Source organism: Legionella feeleii (assembly GCF_001467625.1).
In the GTDB taxonomy this organism is placed as follows: domain Bacteria; phylum Pseudomonadota; class Gammaproteobacteria; order Legionellales; family Legionellaceae; genus Tatlockia; species Tatlockia feeleii.
In genome coordinates this window covers 39,042-56,282 of sequence record NZ_LNYB01000031.1, presented here as the reverse complement: position 1 = coordinate 56,282, position 17,241 = coordinate 39,042, and the positions used below count along the sequence as shown (strand labels likewise).

Here is a 17,241-nt window from a genome sequence, read left to right as displayed (position 1 = left end):
TTAAAAACCTAACAAACTAACCTCTTCCTGTGCTCTTTTAAAATCATCCATGCGCCCAATATCTAACCAATATTCATGGATGGGAAACATATTAACACTTTTTCCCTTGTCAATGTGATGTTGGAGCAAATCAGGCATATCAATACGAACACCTGGTAAAACACTACGCGCAAACTCAGGAGAAAGTAAATAAATTCCTGCGTTAATGAAAGAGCGATGCACTGGTTTTTCAACAATTGAAGTGACTTGATGGCCATGAAAATTCAATACACCAAAAGGAACTCGATGCTCATACTCACGCACACAAATAGTTGCTACACCCTCATGCTCGTGATGAAAATCCAACAAATTCTGAAAATTCAGGGAAGTTAGCAAATCACCATTCATCATGAATATAGGTAAATCAATTTCGTCATGAGGCAACAACCCCAAAGCACCACCGGTACCAAGTGGATGTTCTTCATGCACATAGCGAATAGTAACCCCCCAGCGACTACCATCACCAAAGTGTTTTTTGATCATCTCAGGCATAAAATGGGTCGAAATAAAAAAGCGATGGAAACCCGCATCAATAAAACGTTCAATAATCAGCTCTAAAATAGCTTTGTCACCCACTTTAAGCAACGGCTTTGGGCACTCCTGGGTCAAGGGATGTAAACGCGTACCAAATCCACCGGCGATGAGAAAAACAGGATTATCGCGATGGCGTTTTCTTAGGATATCATGCAATGTTTCCAAGCCGACCACTCGCCCATCAGGATCTACAATGGGCAATTGCAAAAGCTGGTATTTTTCCATAGTTGCCAGGATGAGTTCTTTGCTCCAATCAGCATCTGCCTTTTTGGGAGTCTCACACATCATCTCCCGTACTGGCAAATCTAAAGCGAGATGTTTAATCAGGGCGCGCCTTATATCACCATCCGTTACAGTTCCTAATAAACGGCTTTGTTCATCCACAACGAGGGCGATTCGCTGTGCACCGCGATCAAGAATTTCTATTGCCTCACTCATTGTTGTATCGGGTTTTATCAGTAATGTTTCCCAATTTATCATTTTTCATCACCGCAATATGTTTCTAGGCTGAACTCTGTCCGGCGTATTAAGGCCGGTAAGACCAATTCTCCTGGTGCTACATCCCGTACAATAGAGGCACCAGCCCCAACTACTGCATCGTTACCTACCTTGGTTCCCGGAATCAAGGTAGCGCCACTGGCAACAAAAGCACGTTTGCCAACGTACACATTGCCACACAATACCGCACCTGGGGCAATATGAACATGATCCTCAATGACACAATCATGATCAACAGAGGCACGCGTATTAATAATCACATTATTACCAATCCTTGCATCAGCCTGGACCACTGCACCAGCCATAATTTGTGTTCCTTCCTGGAGATGGGCATCCGGATCGACGCAAGCTGCCGGGTGCACAAGTGCAGGGAAATAATAACCTTTTGCTTTCAATGTTTCGAAAATGCGCTGCCTGCTATTCGTATCTCCCACGCGCCGCCCAACAGCATTGACCAAAGCAACTTCGTCAGGATTGAATTCAGTTAAATCATCTCCAGTCCCAAGGACTCGGATATCCCGCCAGAAATTTGCTCCTTGATTTACCAATTCAGGAGCACATACGCCCAATACAGGTAAATCCAGAGCCCTGACCAACGAGAGCAAAACCTTAGCATGCCCTCCGGCACCAAGTAAAATTAAAGGCCTCTGAAACTTATTTAAAATCATAACTCAAAAACCTCACCGGGTTCATACGATTTACTGCTGGTAGAGCCAATTAGTTCCCAAAACAAACTAGGTGGTAAACCACCACCCGTTCTTGCTGTAGTTAAATCACTACGCTCGATGACTTTGCCTGCTGGTAAATGATGGGCGGCAACAATCGATTGCCTGGCTGCCCTTCGTGTATCCCATTCACTGGCTTGTGGTGCCTTGACAGGACTGCCTAATGCAATTTCCAGGGCGCGAATATCAGACACTAATTTTTTGAGTTCAGCCACCTCGATAGAGGCTTGATGATCAGGTCCAGGCAAAGTCCTATCGAGGGTAAAATGCTTTTCAATCACTCTCGCACCACGAGAAACAGCTGCAACAGGAATCACTGTTCCTTCAGTATGATCAGAATAGCCAACATCCAAACCAAATGCTGCCGCCAGAGTATCCATTGCACGCAGATTCACTTCATGCCAGGGCGTAGGATATTGCGAAGTACAGTGGAGTAAAGTGACGTGGCCTTTTAACATTTCCCGCATCTGGGGATTAGACCAGCATTGCCAGACCTCATCGATTCTGCGCGGCTCCTCTGGGAATTGCAACGCATGGGCTACAATCGCCAACCCTTCCTCAACCTCCGCCAAAGTAGCCATTCCAGTAGAAATAATCAGCGGCTTACCTGTTTTAGCAAAACGCCACAGCAAAGGCGCATTGGTCAACTCACCTGAAGGAACTTTATAAACAGGTAAATTGAGTGATTGTAAAAATTGTAAGCTCTGCTCATCAAATGCTGTTGATAAAAATTCAATACCTCTTTCCCTGGCATGCTTTTGCAAATCGCTGTGCCAGGCTTCCGGTAACTCCAGTTTCGCGAGCATGTCCAATTGAGATTCAGCTTTATCGGTCGTTGATTTTTGATAATTGGCTTTTTCAACTTTTTTGCTGGCTAGTCTGCTTGCCTTAAAGGTTTGGAATTTTACCGCATCAGCACCAGATTCAGCCGCCGCATCGACCAACTGAAAAGCAAGATCTCTACTGCCATTATGATTTACACCCGCTTCAGCAATAATATAAACCGGTTTTTTATGGTCATGCATAGTGAAAATTCCAATCTTGAAAGTGTTTTACAGTTGATAATTGATAGTTTTTAAGCACAGGTAAAATTCGTCCTGATACCTCCCCATTACCATAGGGATTAATGACTTGACGGCATTTTTCTTTGAACGCCGGACTTAACGCTTTACTCAAGGCTTCTTTAATTGCAGGATAATCAGTCCTGCTGTGAAGAATGGAATCAGCGGCCAATCGCCCCTCCTGACGCAAACCGATATTGACGGTTGGCACCCCAAAAGCAGGGACCTCAATGATGCCGCTTGAAGAGTTCCCAATCACGGCTTCAGCATGTGCGACAGCACTCAGGTATTTTTTAAAGCCAAGTGATTTCACGGCAAAAGCTCGGCCCGGATTAGTTTTACAATAATGTTCCAACAGTTGAATAATAATGTGGCCGCCATTGTCCGCATTAGGATACGTGAAAAGTACCTGATGGTTCGGCCAGTCCTCCAGCGTCTGTAACAAGGCTTTAAAAGAAGCTTCAACAGGTTCATCGGCATTGGTTGCAGGATGATAAGTCACTAAAAAATAAGGTTCATGAAGGGGAATTTGCAATTCATCCGCCAACCCGGCAGATGAAAGACAGGCTGTTTTTATAGTGTGCTCCAACCCCAGTGCACCCACATTAAATACGCTGCCAGGTTCCTCCCCCATTTGTATTACGCGGCGGCGATACTCTTCAGCCGCCACAAAATGCAAGGATGACATTTTGGTAACCGCATGCCTTATTGAATCATCATAGGCACCCAAAGTTAATTCACCCCCATGGGCATGGGCAATAGGGATTTTCATGATTAATGCAGCCTGGGCAATTGCCAGGGTTTCAAACCGGTCACCCAATAGAAATAAAACATCCGGATTGAGCCGGGACAAGGCATCAGCAAAACCGATGGTAGCCAGACCCATTGACTTTACAACGCCCGCAGGGGAATCGGAAGCGAGTAGCATCTCCACTTTTTCATCAATCTTAAAGCCATCCGCTTCAATTTCTTTCCAGGTTTCCCCAAACTGCGGCGCCAGGTGCATACCACTTACTAATACCTGTAAGTCCAAATCACTACTGTCCTGAATTGCTTTCATGAGCCAATACAATAAGCCATACTCTGCCCTTGTAGCTGTAAAAACCGCAATCTTACGCATGCACATCTCTCTGAATGACAACAGAACTTGGTAAATTAACCACTCTCTCAGCAAACCATTCTACGTTACTGAGCGAACCACACAATGCATTTTTAAACATAGGTAACTGATGCATAGGTTGCCAGATCGGCCTCGTCATAACCCCTGCCTCATTAGTTGCTTTCAGCAACTCATCGCGCTGTTGCTGATTCTCGCATATCACGGCATTAAGCCAATAATTACTACGGCAACCCTCGGGCTCGGATATAAATTGCAACGAAGTATTTGCTAAAAGGGCCGCATAATTTTTTGCTAACAACCGTTTATTTTCTATAAAAGAATCCAGTTGCTCTAACTGAGCACACCCTAGTGCAGCATTGATATTGGGCATACGGTAATTAAAGCCTGTTTCATCGTGGTAAAATTCATAGGGATGGGGTTTTTTGGCAGTTGTTGTTAAATATTTTGCCCGAATACCCAGCTCTTTATCTGCTAGAATCATACCACCACCACCTGTGGTGATGATCTTGTTTCCATTAAAACTCAAAACACCTATCTTACCAAAAGTACCTGTGTGGCGGCCTTTGTATAAACTACCCAGCGATTCAGCAGCATCTTCAATTATCGGCACATGCCAACGTTCCGAGACATCGAGCAAACCATCAATATCTGCCGGGTGCCCAAAGGTATGCATAGGCACACAGGCGCGGATAATGCGGTTATCTGCTCGATGACGACAAAGGCCTGCCTCATCAATAAATGCAAACTCATCCAGCCAGGCATCAACCGCTTGCGGTGATAAACCGAGATTTCGCCTATCGACATCCAAAAATATTGGTTCTGCCTTGCAATAACTAATAGCATTACAGGTTGCGACAAAGGTCAATGGCTGGGTCAGCACATAATCCCCCTGGCTGACGCCAGCCAGAATTAAAGCCATATGCAGGGCACTGGTACCATTAACAGTGACTACCGCACTGGGGCTACCGGTGTAGGCAGCCATTTCCTGTTCAAATTTGTCAACGTAGGCACCGACACTAGAGACAAAACTGGACTCAATAGTGGCAAGAACATAATCGCGTTCATTGCCAATGAATTTGGGTGCATGCAAAGGGATAAAATCATCCGTGCGGTATTGTTCACGAATAAACTGAATGAGGAAATTAAACATAATAATACTCAAACATTATAAATATCTGCCTTGTATTTGGCTAAATTATCACTCGAGGTAAACCATTCGATTGTTTTTTGTAACCCTTCACTGATAGAGAACCTGGGTTCAAACCCGGTTAAATTACGAATTTTAGTGTTATCACACCATAGTCTGGAAACCTCTGATTTTTCCGGCCGCAAACGTTGCTCATCGAGAACAAACTCAACATTGCTCTGCATAAGCTCCCGAATAAGATTCAGCGTATCGCCAATAGAAATCTCATAGTTTGAGCCAATATTTACCACCTCACCGACTGCCTTGTCGCAACGGGCCAACTCGAGGAACCCCCGGCAAGTATCTTCAACGTAATTAAAATCCCGTGTTGGCGTTACATCACCTAACTCAATCCGATCCCGGCCACTGGCAATTTGGGCAATAATTGTCGGGATGACTGCGCGCGCAGATTGTCTTGGCCCATAGGTATTAAAAGGTCTTGCAATCGTTAATGGCAGATTAAAAGCGTTAAAAAAACTGATTGCCATCGCATCTGCACCAATTTTAGAAGCGCTATAAGGGGATTGCGCTTGTAAAGGATGCTTCTCGTCAATGGGTACGTATCTTGCCGTCCCATAAACTTCGCTGGTGGATGTATGGATAATACGCCCAACCTCATTCTCCAGGGCAGCCTGACAAATATTTAGCGTACCTTTAACATTGGTGTCTACGTAACTGTCCGGTGCAACATAAGAATAGGGAATTGCAATTAATGCCGCCAGGTGAAATACAACATCGACACCTTTGGTAATGTGTTTACAATAATGGGGATCACGAATATCCCCTGTTAAGACTTCAATATCATTTAAACAATGAATGTCTTCCAGCCAACCCCAATAATTAAATGAGTTATATTGAGAGAGTGCCTTCACTTGGTAACCTTCCCTCACTAATAACTCAGTAAGATGAGATCCGATAAAACCATCAGCACCGGTAACGAGCGCTTTCATCCAACTATCCTCATTTCAATTTCAATTCTTCATAACAACAATCATGGCACGAAGCAGGCTCCGGCCATGAACCAATTCAGAACAATAACGTGATTTAGCCAGCTTTGGCGAACTTGCAGTTATTTTTCTGCCAATTCATTTGCACGATTTGTTGCAAAGACTGCTTGCATAAGTACCAGTACCACACCCAGCACTAAACCCAGCGTTAGAGAAAAAGCCAGGATCAAGCGTTTCCTCGGTGCTATAGGCGTATCCGAAATATCAATATTGCCGTCCAAGCGAAAAACAGCAACATCCGCAGGGTTTATAGTAATCTTACGTAAAAAATTATATTCACCTTCTAACTTACGTAATTCCGGGGCGAAAGCGTCGTCAGATTGCCGTGCATTGAGGGTAGCTATTTCTGCTTTCAGTACTTTGCTGCTACGCTCGTGCAAACCGGATTTATTCAAAGAAGCCTTTTTTGGCGGCAATTTAGCATCTGACTCCATTACCTGAGCAACATTTAAGGCCTCTTGTAACTGCTTAATGCGATCATAACGTTGTTCTTTTGCTATCTCACGCACAATATTGATTCTCTGCTCGAAATCATGAGCCAGGCTTTGGTTTTCGCTCATAGCAATGTTAAGCATATTACTGATCGCATCTTGTTTAACGACATCAATATAACGTTTTACCCATTTGGCTGCTTCTGCACTGCTCGTACTTCTGGCAACCACCGTATAATTCACTGGAGATTTAATACCTTCCTTAACGGTCAAGATACTACTGAAACCTTTATAAAGTGTGTTCAAAGATGCTTTATCGCGTGGTTTAACTGGCAATGTAGGTAAATAGGCTTTATTAAAAAGAGTCCACATGCTTGCCTGGGATAACAAGGAAGAGGCAAATACCTGATAAACATCTTTTACCTGGAAAGGTTTTAATAATGAATTCTTGTCATACGAACGGCCATAATTAAAAGGAGCAATATCACCGGCTGTTGGCGGTACAATATAGGCTTTAGCCTCAAAAACTGGCTGGGTATTCCAAATCTTCAAACATCCAATTGCTGTAGTTAATAATACAACGAAAAAAATAATCCACTTTTTTTGCCACAACAGACGCAAGAGTGCTACTACATTAATTTCATCGTTGCTGTAAACTGCCTCAGTTTGCTGTCCTCTCACATTTACTCCTTAAATTCACTAAACCTGATCCTAGGCATCACGAACATCGAACATGTGCGATAGTATCATTCACAACAAAAAAAATCTCGAATTGTGTTATTTTTATACTATTCTGTCGTCCTGCCGGCCTCTTCCGATAAATAATCAAAAAAAATACAGCCAGATGGGATTACATATTATAAAATGATTGCCAAACCTTTAGCTCTACAGGATAATTCGAACTCTTTTTGCTGATTTTCATCGTTCGAAACAGGGAAAAGCAGGCCAAAACCCATTTAAGGATGTTATTAATTGATGCGTTTTTCTTGGTTTTACAATTTGTCAGCAATTGCTATACGGGGTCTCACCCTGGCAGCAAAATTTTTATTAGTAATCTGTTTAGTGCAGTATTTCCAACCCAGTGAACTTGGCTTGTACGGTGTTATGGCCGCCATAGTGGCCTATGCCCTTTTCTTTCTTGGTCTGGAGTTTTATAACTACACATCCAGGACACTGGTGGGCGCTTCCGAAATCGAACAAGTGCTTATCATAAGAGATCAATTCATTCTCTACGGGCTTACCTTCGTCCTGACCGCCCCGGCTTTTTATATCCTGTTCTATTTGAGCCTTGTACCCTATTCACTTTGTTTCTGGTTTTTCATCCTTATTATATTCGAGCACGCTTCCAACGAGTTGATGCGGATTCTTATTGCCTTGTCTCGTCCTTATTTAGCCAATTTCATTTATTTTCTTCGCCAGGGACTCTGGATCTATATCTTGCTGCCAGTTTTCTATTTTTTTCCTGCCAGCCGCTATTTCAATCTTATTTTTATTGTCTGGATTACAGGGGCAGCCTTTAGTATTTTTATAGGGTTTACAGCCCTCTATAATCTTCCGTGGAAGAGCATGTGGATACATCCCGTGCGCTGGAAAACAATGTGGCAAGGTTTGAAAGTTTCACGTCCCTTTTTGGTAACTGCATTCTCGGCTTTAAGCCTCCTGTACATAGAGCGTTTTTTTGTGAGTTATTATTGCGGAATGGAAGCAGTTGGGATCTACACGTTTTATGCTGGCCTCAGTGTAACTTTACACAATTTGGTCAATACCGGGGTGTCCAAAATGCGGTTGGCACAACTGTTAGCAGCGTGGAAACAGAATGATCGCCAGCTTTTTTATGGCGAAGCAATGCATATGCTTAAATATACGACTGCTTTTGTCCTCGTGTTTTCTGCCTTAAGCATAGCGCTTGTCTACCCCTTCGTGAACCTTATCAATAAATCGGTTTATCTTTCTAATTTACATATCTTCTATTTCCTATTGTTTGGTGCTGCATGTCGCAGCGTCGCCGATGTACCGTTGTATACTCTTTATGCCCAACACAGTGATCGATTGATCCTGTTAATCAATCTTGCTTCTTTTTTTATCATGGTTGTAGGTAATGCCGTTTTAGTGCCACACTATGGGCTCGTAGGAGCCGCGCTTTCATCAGCCGGTGCAAGTTTGGTTTTATTAGGTTATGCCTTCGTTGTTATGGTTCAAAGAACGATACGCCCTTTCCCACTTTTACAATCTTAATTTGAGGTTACTATGAAAATTTCCATTGTTACCGCATGTTACAATAGCGAAGCAACAATTCGTGACACATTGCGAACAATTCAAATGCAAACTCATCAAGACATTGAACATATCATCATTGACGGCGGCTCTACTGATGGTACGCTAGAAATTCTTGAAAAAAACCGCGAGCACATTGCCTACCTGACCTCAGAACCCGATAATGGCCTTTATGATGCAATGAATAAAGGAGTCTCTAAAGCAACGGGTGATGTCATTGGCCTCTTGAATTCAGATGATATGCTTGCCAATAAGCATGTGCTTAGTAATGTAGTAAAAGCTCTGGCAGATCCTGAAGTAGATGCCTGCTATGGAGATTTGGTTTACGTTAATCAGGATAATATCAATCAGGTTGCACGCTACTGGCGTTCCAGTCCTTATAATTCAGCCCTCCTTGCCAAAGGATGGATTCCTGCCCACCCCACTTTTTATGCACGCAGGGAAGTTCATGATAACTATGGCATGCTTTTCAATCTGGACTATAAGTTAGCAGCTGACTATGAATTGTTATTACGTCTTCTATTTTCACATAACATCAAGGTCAGTTATATTCCTGAAGTGATGATCAAAATGCGCTTAGGCGGTACTACAAATAAATCACTAAAAAATATTTTCAATCAAAATAAAGAGATAATGCGCGCCTTGAAGAGCCATAATTACGATTATTCGCCAGTGAAAATGGTTTGCAGTAAATTGCTTGATCGTATTCAGCAATACCGCAAAAGAGACGAATATGTCCAATAAGATAATTCTGGTTACTGGTGCGAGTGGCTTTATAGGGCAGGAATTAGTTAAAACTTTAGGCCAAAATGGCTATGAAGTAAGAGCCACTGTTCGCTCAGAGTCAGCCTTGCGGTCAGTGTCGCAACTCAAAAAACAGCTGCAACTGGACGAACTGACTATCTATAATTTGGGTGAATTAACTGCCGAGACCAATTGGGATAAAGTCATCCAGGGTGTGGATACCATTGTTCATTGTGCAGCGAGAGCCCATATTCTGCGTGAAACAAGTGATAATCCCCTGGAGACCTTCCGGCAAATCAATTGTCAGGCTACCGAGCATTTGGCCAAAGAAGCAAACCGTCTGGGTGTTAAACGCTTTATTTTTATCAGTAGTATTGGTGTGTTAGGAAATACTAGCCACGCCAATCCTTTTAATGAAAATTCACAGCCCAATCCTCAGGTACCTTATGCCCAAGCCAAATGGGAAGCAGAACAGCGGTTAAAGCAACTCGCTACTAACATGGAGCTGGTTATTATTAGACCACCTCTCGTGTATGGGCCAGGGGTTAAAGGCAATTTCGAAAAATTGTTAAATCTTGTCAATAAAGGACTCCCTCTTCCTTTTGGCAAAGTAAAAAACAGACGTCAATTTATTGGGGTTGCTAATCTCACTGATTTTATTGCCAGATGTGTTGAGGATGCTCAAGCAGCCAATCAACTGTTCCTGGTTGCTGATAGAGAAGTAGTCACTACTACTCAATTACTGCAGCAACTCTCCAAGGCAATGGGTAAAAAGACTGTCCTTCTGCCTATACCGCATAAAGTGTTGGAATGGGGGTTTCGTCGCATTGGTAAAACCAAATTGGCCGATCAATTATTGAATAATTTAGAGATTAATTCTGATAAAGCAAAAACACTTTTGGCCTGGGAACCTCCCTATACGATGAAGGAGCAGTTGCAACAAATGGTTGACTACCATATAAAACAATAACGTAGATCGGGCTCTTGGCCCGACCTATTCAAGCAACAAGCTTGCGTCGGGCTAGGAGCCCGACCTGCGCGGGATACGGAGACTCCATGAGCGATCAACATAAAGAGCGTTATGATTTTGAAATAACCGAAGAAGGCCTCGATTACGATATTCTTGATCTCTCTTTTAATCCAACTACCCAGGCATTCATTGAGCGCAATGGCATTAAGCCTGGAATGCGCGTCTTGGATGTTGGTAGTGGTTCAGGCCTTATGACTCACTACCTTTCTAAACAGGTCGGCCCACAGGGCCAGGTCTTATCTGTTGATATCAGTGCCGCACAATTGGCAAGAGCCAAACGATATTGTGATCGGCAAGAGGACAAAAATATACTGTTTAAAGAACTTTCTGTCTATGATTTGGACAAACATCATGAGACTTTTGATTTAATATACTGCCGCTTCGTCCTGCATCACTTACACAGTCCGCGGGAAGCAATCAACCTTTTTTATCACCATTTAAACAAAGGCGGGTTTTATATCGCAGAGGAAGGCATTATTAGTGCAGCCTTTTCCTATCCCCCATCCAAAGCCTGGCATTACAATCGTCAAGACATACCCTCTCCTGATAACGAAGTTGATGGTGTACAGCGAGATGGCGAATTTGGTATGAAACTTGTCTATTGGATGAAAAAAAACGGATTCAAGATAAAAGATGCTAACCTCATACAACCACTGTTAACTACGGAGCGCAGTAAAAAACTGCTCCTGGCTGGACATGATGCTTATAAAAGTACTGCACTTGCCCAAGGACAAAGTGAAGCAGACTGGGAAGAACAACGACAAGAACTAAACCGCCTGGCAGAAGATAAGTTTACAATTGTTGGTTTTTATCAATCGTGTCAGGTATGTGGTATTAAGTAACAGTGGAAATACAAAAAAATAATCTTTGCCAATTCTCAAACACGGTTTCACTGTGTTTTACCTGGGTTAGAGCATCTTTAGAGCAAGCGTTCATGGGTACATTGCGAGCCTGGTCAAAGCAACCCGGGACAAGGCTTTGTTAGAACTCTATACTGGGTTGCTTCACGTTGTTCGCAATGACAACAGATTGTTATGAAAAATAACTTACTCTTCAAAAAACGTTTATAAACCGAGATTATCTCGCTTAAACACACGATCGGCGCGATAGCTTGAACGCACCAAAGGCCCCGAAGCCACTTCGAAAAATCCTTTTTGGAGACCAATTTCACGAAATTCAATAAATTTTTCTGGTGTGACGTAACGAGCAACTGGCAAATGATTTCTGGTAGGTTGTAAATACTGTCCCAAGGTTAAGATATCCACTTTTTGTGCTCGTAACTCATCCATTGTCTTGAGAATTTCTTCATCCGTCTCCCCCAGGCCAAGCATCAGGCTGGTTTTTGTTAAAACATCAGGCCGATATTGTTTGGCATAGGCCAAAACATTCAAAGTTTGCCAATAACCGGCACGGTTGTCTCTGACAGGATGCGTTAAGCGCTCCACTGTTTCAACATTTTGTGCAAAAACATCCACACCACTATCCAAAAGAACAGCGATATCTTTTTTTATTCCCTGAAAATCAGGCGTTAATGCCTCAATCTTCGTTTTTGGAGTTCGTGCTTTAATAGCCCGGATCGTGTCGGCATAATGTTTGGCGCCACCATCAGCCAGATCATCTCGATTTACTGAAGTAAGCACCACGTAATCAAGATTCATTATTGCAACTGTATTAGCCGTATTTTCAGGTTCTTCCGTATCAAGCCAGCCATGTGGATTTCCCGTATCTACAGCACAAAATCGACAGGCTCGCGTGCAAACAGCGCCCATTAGCATAATCGTTGCCGTACCGTGAGACCAACACTCGGCAATATTAGGGCATTTTGCTTCCTCACAAACTGTAGCAAGTCTGTGTTTTACAACTTGCTCTTTTACTTGACTGTAAGCAGGCGTGGTCTGATTAACGATACGTAACCATTTAGGTTTGGGCAAACGCTCAGAAGATAAACCGGCCGATTTAACCCCATCTTTGATAGCAACAAAACCTTGTGGTGTTTTGTATTTTTGGCCGCTTTCAACGACAACTGGAATATCAATTAACTTACTCATACAAAAACTCACCTATCTGAATGCACTGATGATCCCAAATCAACTAGTTTAGATCAAGTTTTTTAATAGTAGGTGATTATTTATAGCTATTGACAGCTAAAGTGTTGTTACTTGATTCCGACCACCCATCTTTGCCTGATAAACTGCTTTGTCTGCCCTGATCAAAAGTCCTTCCAACTCGTCTCCTTGTGTTAAAGTAGTAAGGCCAAAAGAGACTGTTACGTCAATCTTTGTTTTATCATGAAAAAATTGGCATTCTTCGATTGCTCTGCGCAGGCTTTCCAGAACCATCGCTGCATCTTTCTGTTGAGTCCTCTCAAATATGAAAATAAATTTTTCACCACTATAGCGCGCCAAAAAATCAGCACGACGAATGGATGTTTTAAAAATAGTGGCTACTTCTTGCAGTATCCTATCGCCAGTTAAATGACCATATTTTTCATTGATCTCTCGGAAATGATCGATATCTGCCAGGGCAAGTGATAAATCACCAAAGCCCCTTTGCCAACGGTAGTAGGCATAGGAGATATATTCGCCGTACAAAGTACGATTTGGCAGGCCAGTTAAGCTATCTCGATTTAAATTAATCTTTTCATTGGATAAGAGATTTTTAATTTCCTCACCCTTACGTTCTATTTTAATGAGCTTCTCTTCCAATGCCATCATTTTTTGCTCGTTATCCTGCCAACGCTTTTGCTCATTTGCTTTATAGTCTTTCAATTGTTTTTCCATCACGACTAAATTTTCTTGGATTTTATGAGCTAAATCTTCAATAGAATCAGAGTGAGTAATATGCTTTTTAATTTGTTTAATCTTGATCTTGATCCCGGATTCCAGTTGCGCTGTTTCCTTTAATGCCTGCAAACTCAATTCATTAAGGGTGCCTTTAAGGGCATTAACTTCCATTTGCAACTTGTCGTATTGTTGCTCGTATTGAGTAATTGTCTTAACAACCTTCCTTTTTAACTGCTGATCCATCATGATAGTATCCCTTCAAAGTTGCTGCTTACGTTTCTTTAAGTAGTCAAGTGCCAGCTGGGCATGCGAACCATCACAGAGGGGTGGTTCTTTTGTTTGCTTGCAACCACAAAAAAAAATCGTTTCTGTAAGTATAGCCCGATAAGGAACACATTTATCGCCGCAATCCTTTCGATCGCAAAAAGGTTGTTTCTTACTCTTGCCACAACCGCACCAGAAATAAGTTTTTCCCTGCTCCACATCACAAGGAATAGGCAAAAAAGGTGGTTTGGCCATTTTATTCGCCAAGATTCATAGCGGTTATATAACTCCAGATAAGAAAATCAATTTTAGATAGCTTATTAAAACGAGCTAAGCACTTCGCTTTGCAGTCAGCCATCCAAGTAATATAGCAACCGCCAACGCCACAAAAGAAATCCAGAGACTGGATAAGCCTTTGGGGTAAAAAATGAAGAAACAGCCAATAATCGTCAAAATCATCCAAGATACCTGAGTAATGACCAAACGACGCTTTTCCAGGGACTTTGAGTGGCTCAAAAAAGAAAAAACAATTATTAATACCAACAAAGGCACCAAATAGATAAGTTGATAGCCCAATTGATAAAGCGCCAGTCTTGTAGGCGATACAGGCTGTGCAGCAAGCCACTGTTCAAATACAAGCGCAAAGCTGGGTGTACAGGTTTGCTGATAGGCCTGTATAACCATGGCTGTAAGCACGACTAAAATACCCGTGATATAAATTGGTTTTTCCGTTTTAACTTTAAAATAATTAGAGCCCACGTAGGCCAAAAGGCCTAAACCAAGCAAAGCTGAGAAAATAGATAACCAAGTCCAGGTATGATAAAACGCAGCAGTATAGGCTTGCTGGAAAAAATGTACCAACCCGACCGCCACAATAAAGGCAATACCCCGGGTGAATTGGGCTAATTGAGTTGGTGTTAACCACAGAAATGCAAACAAAGCCATTATACAAAATGCGGCACAAGGATTTAAGGCATCCGTTAAAGCCATCATAGGGATAAAAAGGGCTGGAGAAGGCTTGTATTCAATACTCATATCGTACCAACTCGCTGTCGCCCACTGTTTAAGCAGAGTGCGAGTTAACGGTGTTAATTGATCGGCTGCAACAATTTGCTGATGGCAATAATTCAAAGCCCGTAATAGCACCTTACCGCTATTTTCTGCGCTATCAAATCCTACCCAGCGAGAATCGCAAAAAAATATGGCTGGCATAGCAAAACTATCCACGTGTTGTTGTTGCAATCGCTGATTAAAAAACTCTAACGCTACTTTATCTTCGTTGATAATGTAACGATGGACTTCAATCCAGGATTCCTTCGCTTCCAACGTACGAAAAAATTCATCTGCCTTCTTACAATGAGGGCACACAGAAGAAAGAAACAGCTCGACCCGCAGTTTGACTTGCTTGTTTTTATCCAGACTAAACCACGCTGGCGCAGCTATCTCAGCAAATCCACTAGAAACAGAACAAAAAAGAAGTGTGCTCAAAATAATTTTTAATGCGATCCGCATGCTCATTCCTTCATTAGCAATAATGTCATCACTATACAACTCATCTTGTTAAGTTGTACATTAAGTTCTATTTTCAAATCCAGCTATTATAGAGGCAAGAATATTTTATGATTATAAGTACAAGAATGTTAAGCGTTATCTGTGGATTATTTCTCCCGTTCCTCACCGAAGCAGCTATACCAGAATGCCAGGTTATAGAACAACAGAACATCAAAACACTCCCCCTCGCTGTAATGACGAGCTATGTTCAAACGTTTATTTTTGAACAGAGTAGCGTTCCAGCGCTCATGATTGGGATCATCTCTGGCAATGAAAGAGCAGTCATTAGTTGTGGTGAAACAGTAAAAAACAATGGTCAGCGTCCCAGGATGAATACGGTATGGCCTATTGGCTCAGTTTCCAAGGTGTTTACTACGCAAATGCTCGCAAAAATGGTCAATCAGGGTGTTGTACGACTTAATACGCCTATTGATAGTTTGCTCAATGGAACAGGAAAACAAATACATCCAATTACCTTGCTGGATTTAGCAACCCATAGCTCTGGTTTTCCACGGCAGCTACCAACTCTTCCGCAAGATAATGATTATCAAACTAATTATCCCTACGACATGCCCCAATTCATCAGTTGGTATGAAAGTTACAAACCCACTTATGCCCCTGGAAGCCATTACCTTTATTCCAATGTCGCTTTCGGCCTACTGGGTCAATTATTAGCAAAAGAAATGCATACTAATTATGGCAATTTACTACAACTACTCATTAGTAAGCCACTGGAATTAGTCGATACCACTGTCACCTTATCCCCCGAACAGACCAAACGCAAAGTAGCCAGTTATTGGCTCAATGGTGATCTGATTAAAAAAGATTGGGAATTTCGTTTTGAACAACCCAGTGGTGGAATTTATTCAACAATGGCTGATTTATTAAAGTTCACCCGTTATCAACTGAGTAAATCACCAGCAGCCCTACAAGATACGATTCTTGCTCAGGCCAGCTATGTTTACCAATCCCAATTTGATAACCCCCTGGATTTTGGTAAAGATGCCATGGCACTAGGCTGGACCGTCGATTTTCCAGCCCAGGGTCTTCCCGTCCAACTGACCAAAAATGGTTGGGTCAATGGTGTCACTAGTCATATCCAACTCACTCCCAGTGCTGAAATTGGTGTCATTTCATTCACTAATAAACCCTATCTCAATATTAATTTTGATCTGAAAAAGCTTGCTGGCATGATTCTGGCCGCAAGGACAAAACCAATTACCGAAACGACTTAGTTGGGTTATCGAAATAGATCTCATGAAGACGCGGATGCCGGATTTTATCCGGCATTATGGTAGTAGTACAATTTGATGAATTCTAATAAGAGGTATGAATATAATTTTCAAGGTGTTCAATGACGCGTGTTTTGTCTTCAAGTAAATGAAACAACAAGTCACCAATTGAAAGAATAGCAACCAGATTACCTTGTTCAGAGACTAGAACATGGCGTCTCTTTGTCTTGGTAATGGTTTCCATAGCCAATTCAATAGGGTCAAACAAATTTAAGACACTAACATCCGAATAAAGTACATCGGCTGCAGTTGCTTTTTTTGGATCCAACCCCTGGAACAGACAAGACCTAATGATATCTCGCTCTGTCACCATTCCCAGAAGATTAGAATTCGTATCATCATCCAATACAACAAGGGCACCAATATTATCGTTAGTCATCATTTCAACGCATTGTGTTACGGTGACATAAGGATGAACATAAACAATAGGACGCCTTGGTTGTGGCAAAGCGGAAAAAATTAGGTCGGCCATGACTCGCTCCCTGAAAGAATGTTGTAATTTAAACCTCTCATCCGCCTACTTTGTTCTAACTACAAAAAATAGATTAAGCAACGTATCAGATACTGTTTAAATATAGCACAAATAGTATCTGGACATTCTATGCGCAACAGTCTCTCCAGAAGTAAACCAAACCCAATGCGTTACTATAAGAACAGGTTCTGTATTGTTTTTCTGACTACTCCGTTCAAATCAGGTCACTC

General features: G+C 42.2%; 17 protein-coding genes. 5 read left to right on the top strand and 12 right to left on the bottom strand.

Annotated features, from left to right (window positions below):
• The 7 genes from Lfee_RS05375 to Lfee_RS05345 form a co-directional block, all read right to left on the bottom strand.
• Entirely contained in the window at window positions 1–1,053 is a 1,053-nt protein-coding gene (locus Lfee_RS05375; protein ID WP_058444645.1) for a nucleotidyltransferase family protein, read from the bottom strand.
• On the bottom strand, window positions 1,050–1,739 hold the full coding sequence (locus tag Lfee_RS05370; protein ID WP_058444643.1) for an acetyltransferase: 690 nt from the start codon (window positions 1,737–1,739) through the stop codon (window positions 1,050–1,052). The genes Lfee_RS05375 and Lfee_RS05370 overlap by 4 nt, the downstream gene beginning before the upstream one ends.
• Entirely contained in the window at window positions 1,736–2,821 is a 1,086-nt protein-coding gene (gene neuB, locus Lfee_RS05365; protein WP_058444641.1) for an N-acetylneuraminate synthase, read from the bottom strand. Before neuB ends, Lfee_RS05370 begins: the two co-directional genes overlap by 4 nt.
• A complete protein-coding gene (neuC, locus tag Lfee_RS05360; protein ID WP_058444639.1) occupies window positions 2,814–3,977 on the bottom strand; it encodes a UDP-N-acetylglucosamine 2-epimerase in 1,164 nt (387 codons plus the stop codon). Before neuC ends, neuB begins: the two co-directional genes overlap by 8 nt.
• Window positions 3,970–5,127, bottom strand: a complete 1,158-nt coding sequence (locus tag Lfee_RS05355; protein WP_058444637.1) for a LegC family aminotransferase — start codon at window positions 5,125–5,127, stop codon at window positions 3,970–3,972. Before Lfee_RS05355 ends, neuC begins: the two co-directional genes overlap by 8 nt.
• Window positions 5,128–5,135: 8 nt before the next feature.
• A complete protein-coding gene (locus Lfee_RS05350; RefSeq protein ID WP_058444635.1) occupies window positions 5,136–6,113 on the bottom strand; it encodes an NAD-dependent 4,6-dehydratase LegB in 978 nt (325 codons plus the stop codon).
• A gap of 119 nt (window positions 6,114–6,232) precedes the next feature.
• Entirely contained in the window at window positions 6,233–7,282 is a 1,050-nt protein-coding gene (locus Lfee_RS05345; RefSeq protein ID WP_058444633.1) for a Wzz/FepE/Etk N-terminal domain-containing protein, read from the bottom strand.
• Window positions 7,283–7,576: 294 nt separating this feature from the next.
• Here Lfee_RS05345 and Lfee_RS05340 point away from each other — a divergent pair, with 294 nt between their 5' ends.
• The 4 genes from Lfee_RS05340 (at window position 7,577) to Lfee_RS05325 (ending at window position 11,491) form a co-directional block, all read left to right on the top strand.
• Window positions 7,577–8,836, top strand: a complete 1,260-nt coding sequence (locus Lfee_RS05340; protein WP_058444631.1) for a lipopolysaccharide biosynthesis protein — start codon at window positions 7,577–7,579, stop codon at window positions 8,834–8,836.
• Between the two features lie 12 nt (window positions 8,837–8,848).
• Entirely contained in the window at window positions 8,849–9,619 is a 771-nt protein-coding gene (locus tag Lfee_RS05335) for a glycosyltransferase family 2 protein (RefSeq protein ID WP_058444629.1), read from the top strand.
• Window positions 9,609–10,589, top strand: a complete 981-nt coding sequence (locus tag Lfee_RS05330; protein WP_058444627.1) for an SDR family NAD(P)-dependent oxidoreductase — start codon at window positions 9,609–9,611, stop codon at window positions 10,587–10,589. Before Lfee_RS05335 ends, Lfee_RS05330 begins: the two co-directional genes overlap by 11 nt.
• A gap of 86 nt (window positions 10,590–10,675) precedes the next feature.
• On the top strand, window positions 10,676–11,491 hold the full coding sequence (locus Lfee_RS05325) for a class I SAM-dependent methyltransferase (RefSeq protein ID WP_058444625.1): 816 nt from the start codon (window positions 10,676–10,678) through the stop codon (window positions 11,489–11,491).
• 222 nt (window positions 11,492–11,713) lie between these two features.
• On the opposite strand, the gene lipA is transcribed toward Lfee_RS05325, so the two are convergent.
• From lipA to Lfee_RS05305, 4 genes are all read right to left on the bottom strand, one after another.
• Complete coding sequence (lipA, locus tag Lfee_RS05320; RefSeq protein WP_058444623.1) at window positions 11,714–12,697, bottom strand: lipoyl synthase; 984 nt, start codon at window positions 12,695–12,697, stop codon at window positions 11,714–11,716.
• A gap of 96 nt (window positions 12,698–12,793) precedes the next feature.
• Entirely contained in the window at window positions 12,794–13,678 is an 885-nt protein-coding gene (locus Lfee_RS05315; RefSeq protein ID WP_058444621.1) for a GGDEF domain-containing protein, read from the bottom strand.
• A gap of 12 nt (window positions 13,679–13,690) precedes the next feature.
• Window positions 13,691–13,951: a CDGSH iron-sulfur domain-containing protein gene (locus tag Lfee_RS05310; RefSeq protein WP_058444620.1), complete on the bottom strand. Its 261-nt coding sequence runs from the start codon at window positions 13,949–13,951 to the stop codon at window positions 13,691–13,693.
• A gap of 75 nt (window positions 13,952–14,026) precedes the next feature.
• Window positions 14,027–15,208 (bottom strand): glutaredoxin family protein, encoded by a 1,182-nt coding sequence (locus Lfee_RS05305; RefSeq protein WP_058444618.1) that lies wholly within the window; start codon window positions 15,206–15,208, stop codon window positions 14,027–14,029.
• Window positions 15,209–15,315: 107 nt separating this feature from the next.
• Between Lfee_RS05305 and Lfee_RS05300 the strand changes: the two genes are divergently transcribed.
• Window positions 15,316–16,482: a serine hydrolase gene (locus Lfee_RS05300; RefSeq protein ID WP_058444616.1), complete on the top strand. Its 1,167-nt coding sequence runs from the start codon at window positions 15,316–15,318 to the stop codon at window positions 16,480–16,482.
• A gap of 82 nt (window positions 16,483–16,564) precedes the next feature.
• On the opposite strand, the gene Lfee_RS05295 is transcribed toward Lfee_RS05300, so the two are convergent.
• Entirely contained in the window at window positions 16,565–17,011 is a 447-nt protein-coding gene (locus Lfee_RS05295) for a CBS domain-containing protein (protein WP_058444614.1), read from the bottom strand.
• Between the last annotated feature and the right edge of the window lie 230 nt (window positions 17,012–17,241).

Excerpts from the sequence above, each read along its gene's own strand:
- Lfee_RS05375 (WP_058444645.1), bottom strand. The coding sequence starts at position 1,053 with ATGATAAATTGGGAAACATTACTGATAAAACCCGATACAACAATGAGT.
- Lfee_RS05370 (WP_058444643.1), bottom strand. The coding sequence starts at position 1,739 with ATGATTTTAAATAAGTTTCAGAGGCCTTTAATTTTACTTGGTGCCGGA.
- neuB (WP_058444641.1), bottom strand. The coding sequence starts at position 2,821 with ATGCATGACCATAAAAAACCGGTTTATATTATTGCTGAAGCGGGTGTA.
- neuC (WP_058444639.1), bottom strand. The coding sequence starts at position 3,977 with ATGCGTAAGATTGCGGTTTTTACAGCTACAAGGGCAGAGTATGGCTTA.
- Lfee_RS05355 (WP_058444637.1), bottom strand. The coding sequence starts at position 5,127 with ATGTTTAATTTCCTCATTCAGTTTATTCGTGAACAATACCGCACGGAT.
- Lfee_RS05350 (WP_058444635.1), bottom strand. The coding sequence starts at position 6,113 with ATGAAAGCGCTCGTTACCGGTGCTGATGGTTTTATCGGATCTCATCTT.
- Lfee_RS05340 (WP_058444631.1), top strand. The coding sequence starts at position 7,577 with ATGCGTTTTTCTTGGTTTTACAATTTGTCAGCAATTGCTATACGGGGT.
- Lfee_RS05335 (WP_058444629.1), top strand. The coding sequence starts at position 8,849 with ATGAAAATTTCCATTGTTACCGCATGTTACAATAGCGAAGCAACAATT.
- Lfee_RS05330 (WP_058444627.1), top strand. The coding sequence starts at position 9,609 with ATGTCCAATAAGATAATTCTGGTTACTGGTGCGAGTGGCTTTATAGGG.
- Lfee_RS05325 (WP_058444625.1), top strand. The coding sequence starts at position 10,676 with ATGAGCGATCAACATAAAGAGCGTTATGATTTTGAAATAACCGAAGAA.
- lipA (WP_058444623.1), bottom strand. The coding sequence starts at position 12,697 with ATGAGTAAGTTAATTGATATTCCAGTTGTCGTTGAAAGCGGCCAAAAA.
- Lfee_RS05315 (WP_058444621.1), bottom strand. The coding sequence starts at position 13,678 with ATGATGGATCAGCAGTTAAAAAGGAAGGTTGTTAAGACAATTACTCAA.
- Lfee_RS05310 (WP_058444620.1), bottom strand. The coding sequence starts at position 13,951 with ATGGCCAAACCACCTTTTTTGCCTATTCCTTGTGATGTGGAGCAGGGA.
- Lfee_RS05305 (WP_058444618.1), bottom strand. The coding sequence starts at position 15,208 with ATGCGGATCGCATTAAAAATTATTTTGAGCACACTTCTTTTTTGTTCT.
- Lfee_RS05300 (WP_058444616.1), top strand. The coding sequence starts at position 15,316 with ATGATTATAAGTACAAGAATGTTAAGCGTTATCTGTGGATTATTTCTC.
- Lfee_RS05295 (WP_058444614.1), bottom strand. The coding sequence starts at position 17,011 with ATGGCCGACCTAATTTTTTCCGCTTTGCCACAACCAAGGCGTCCTATT.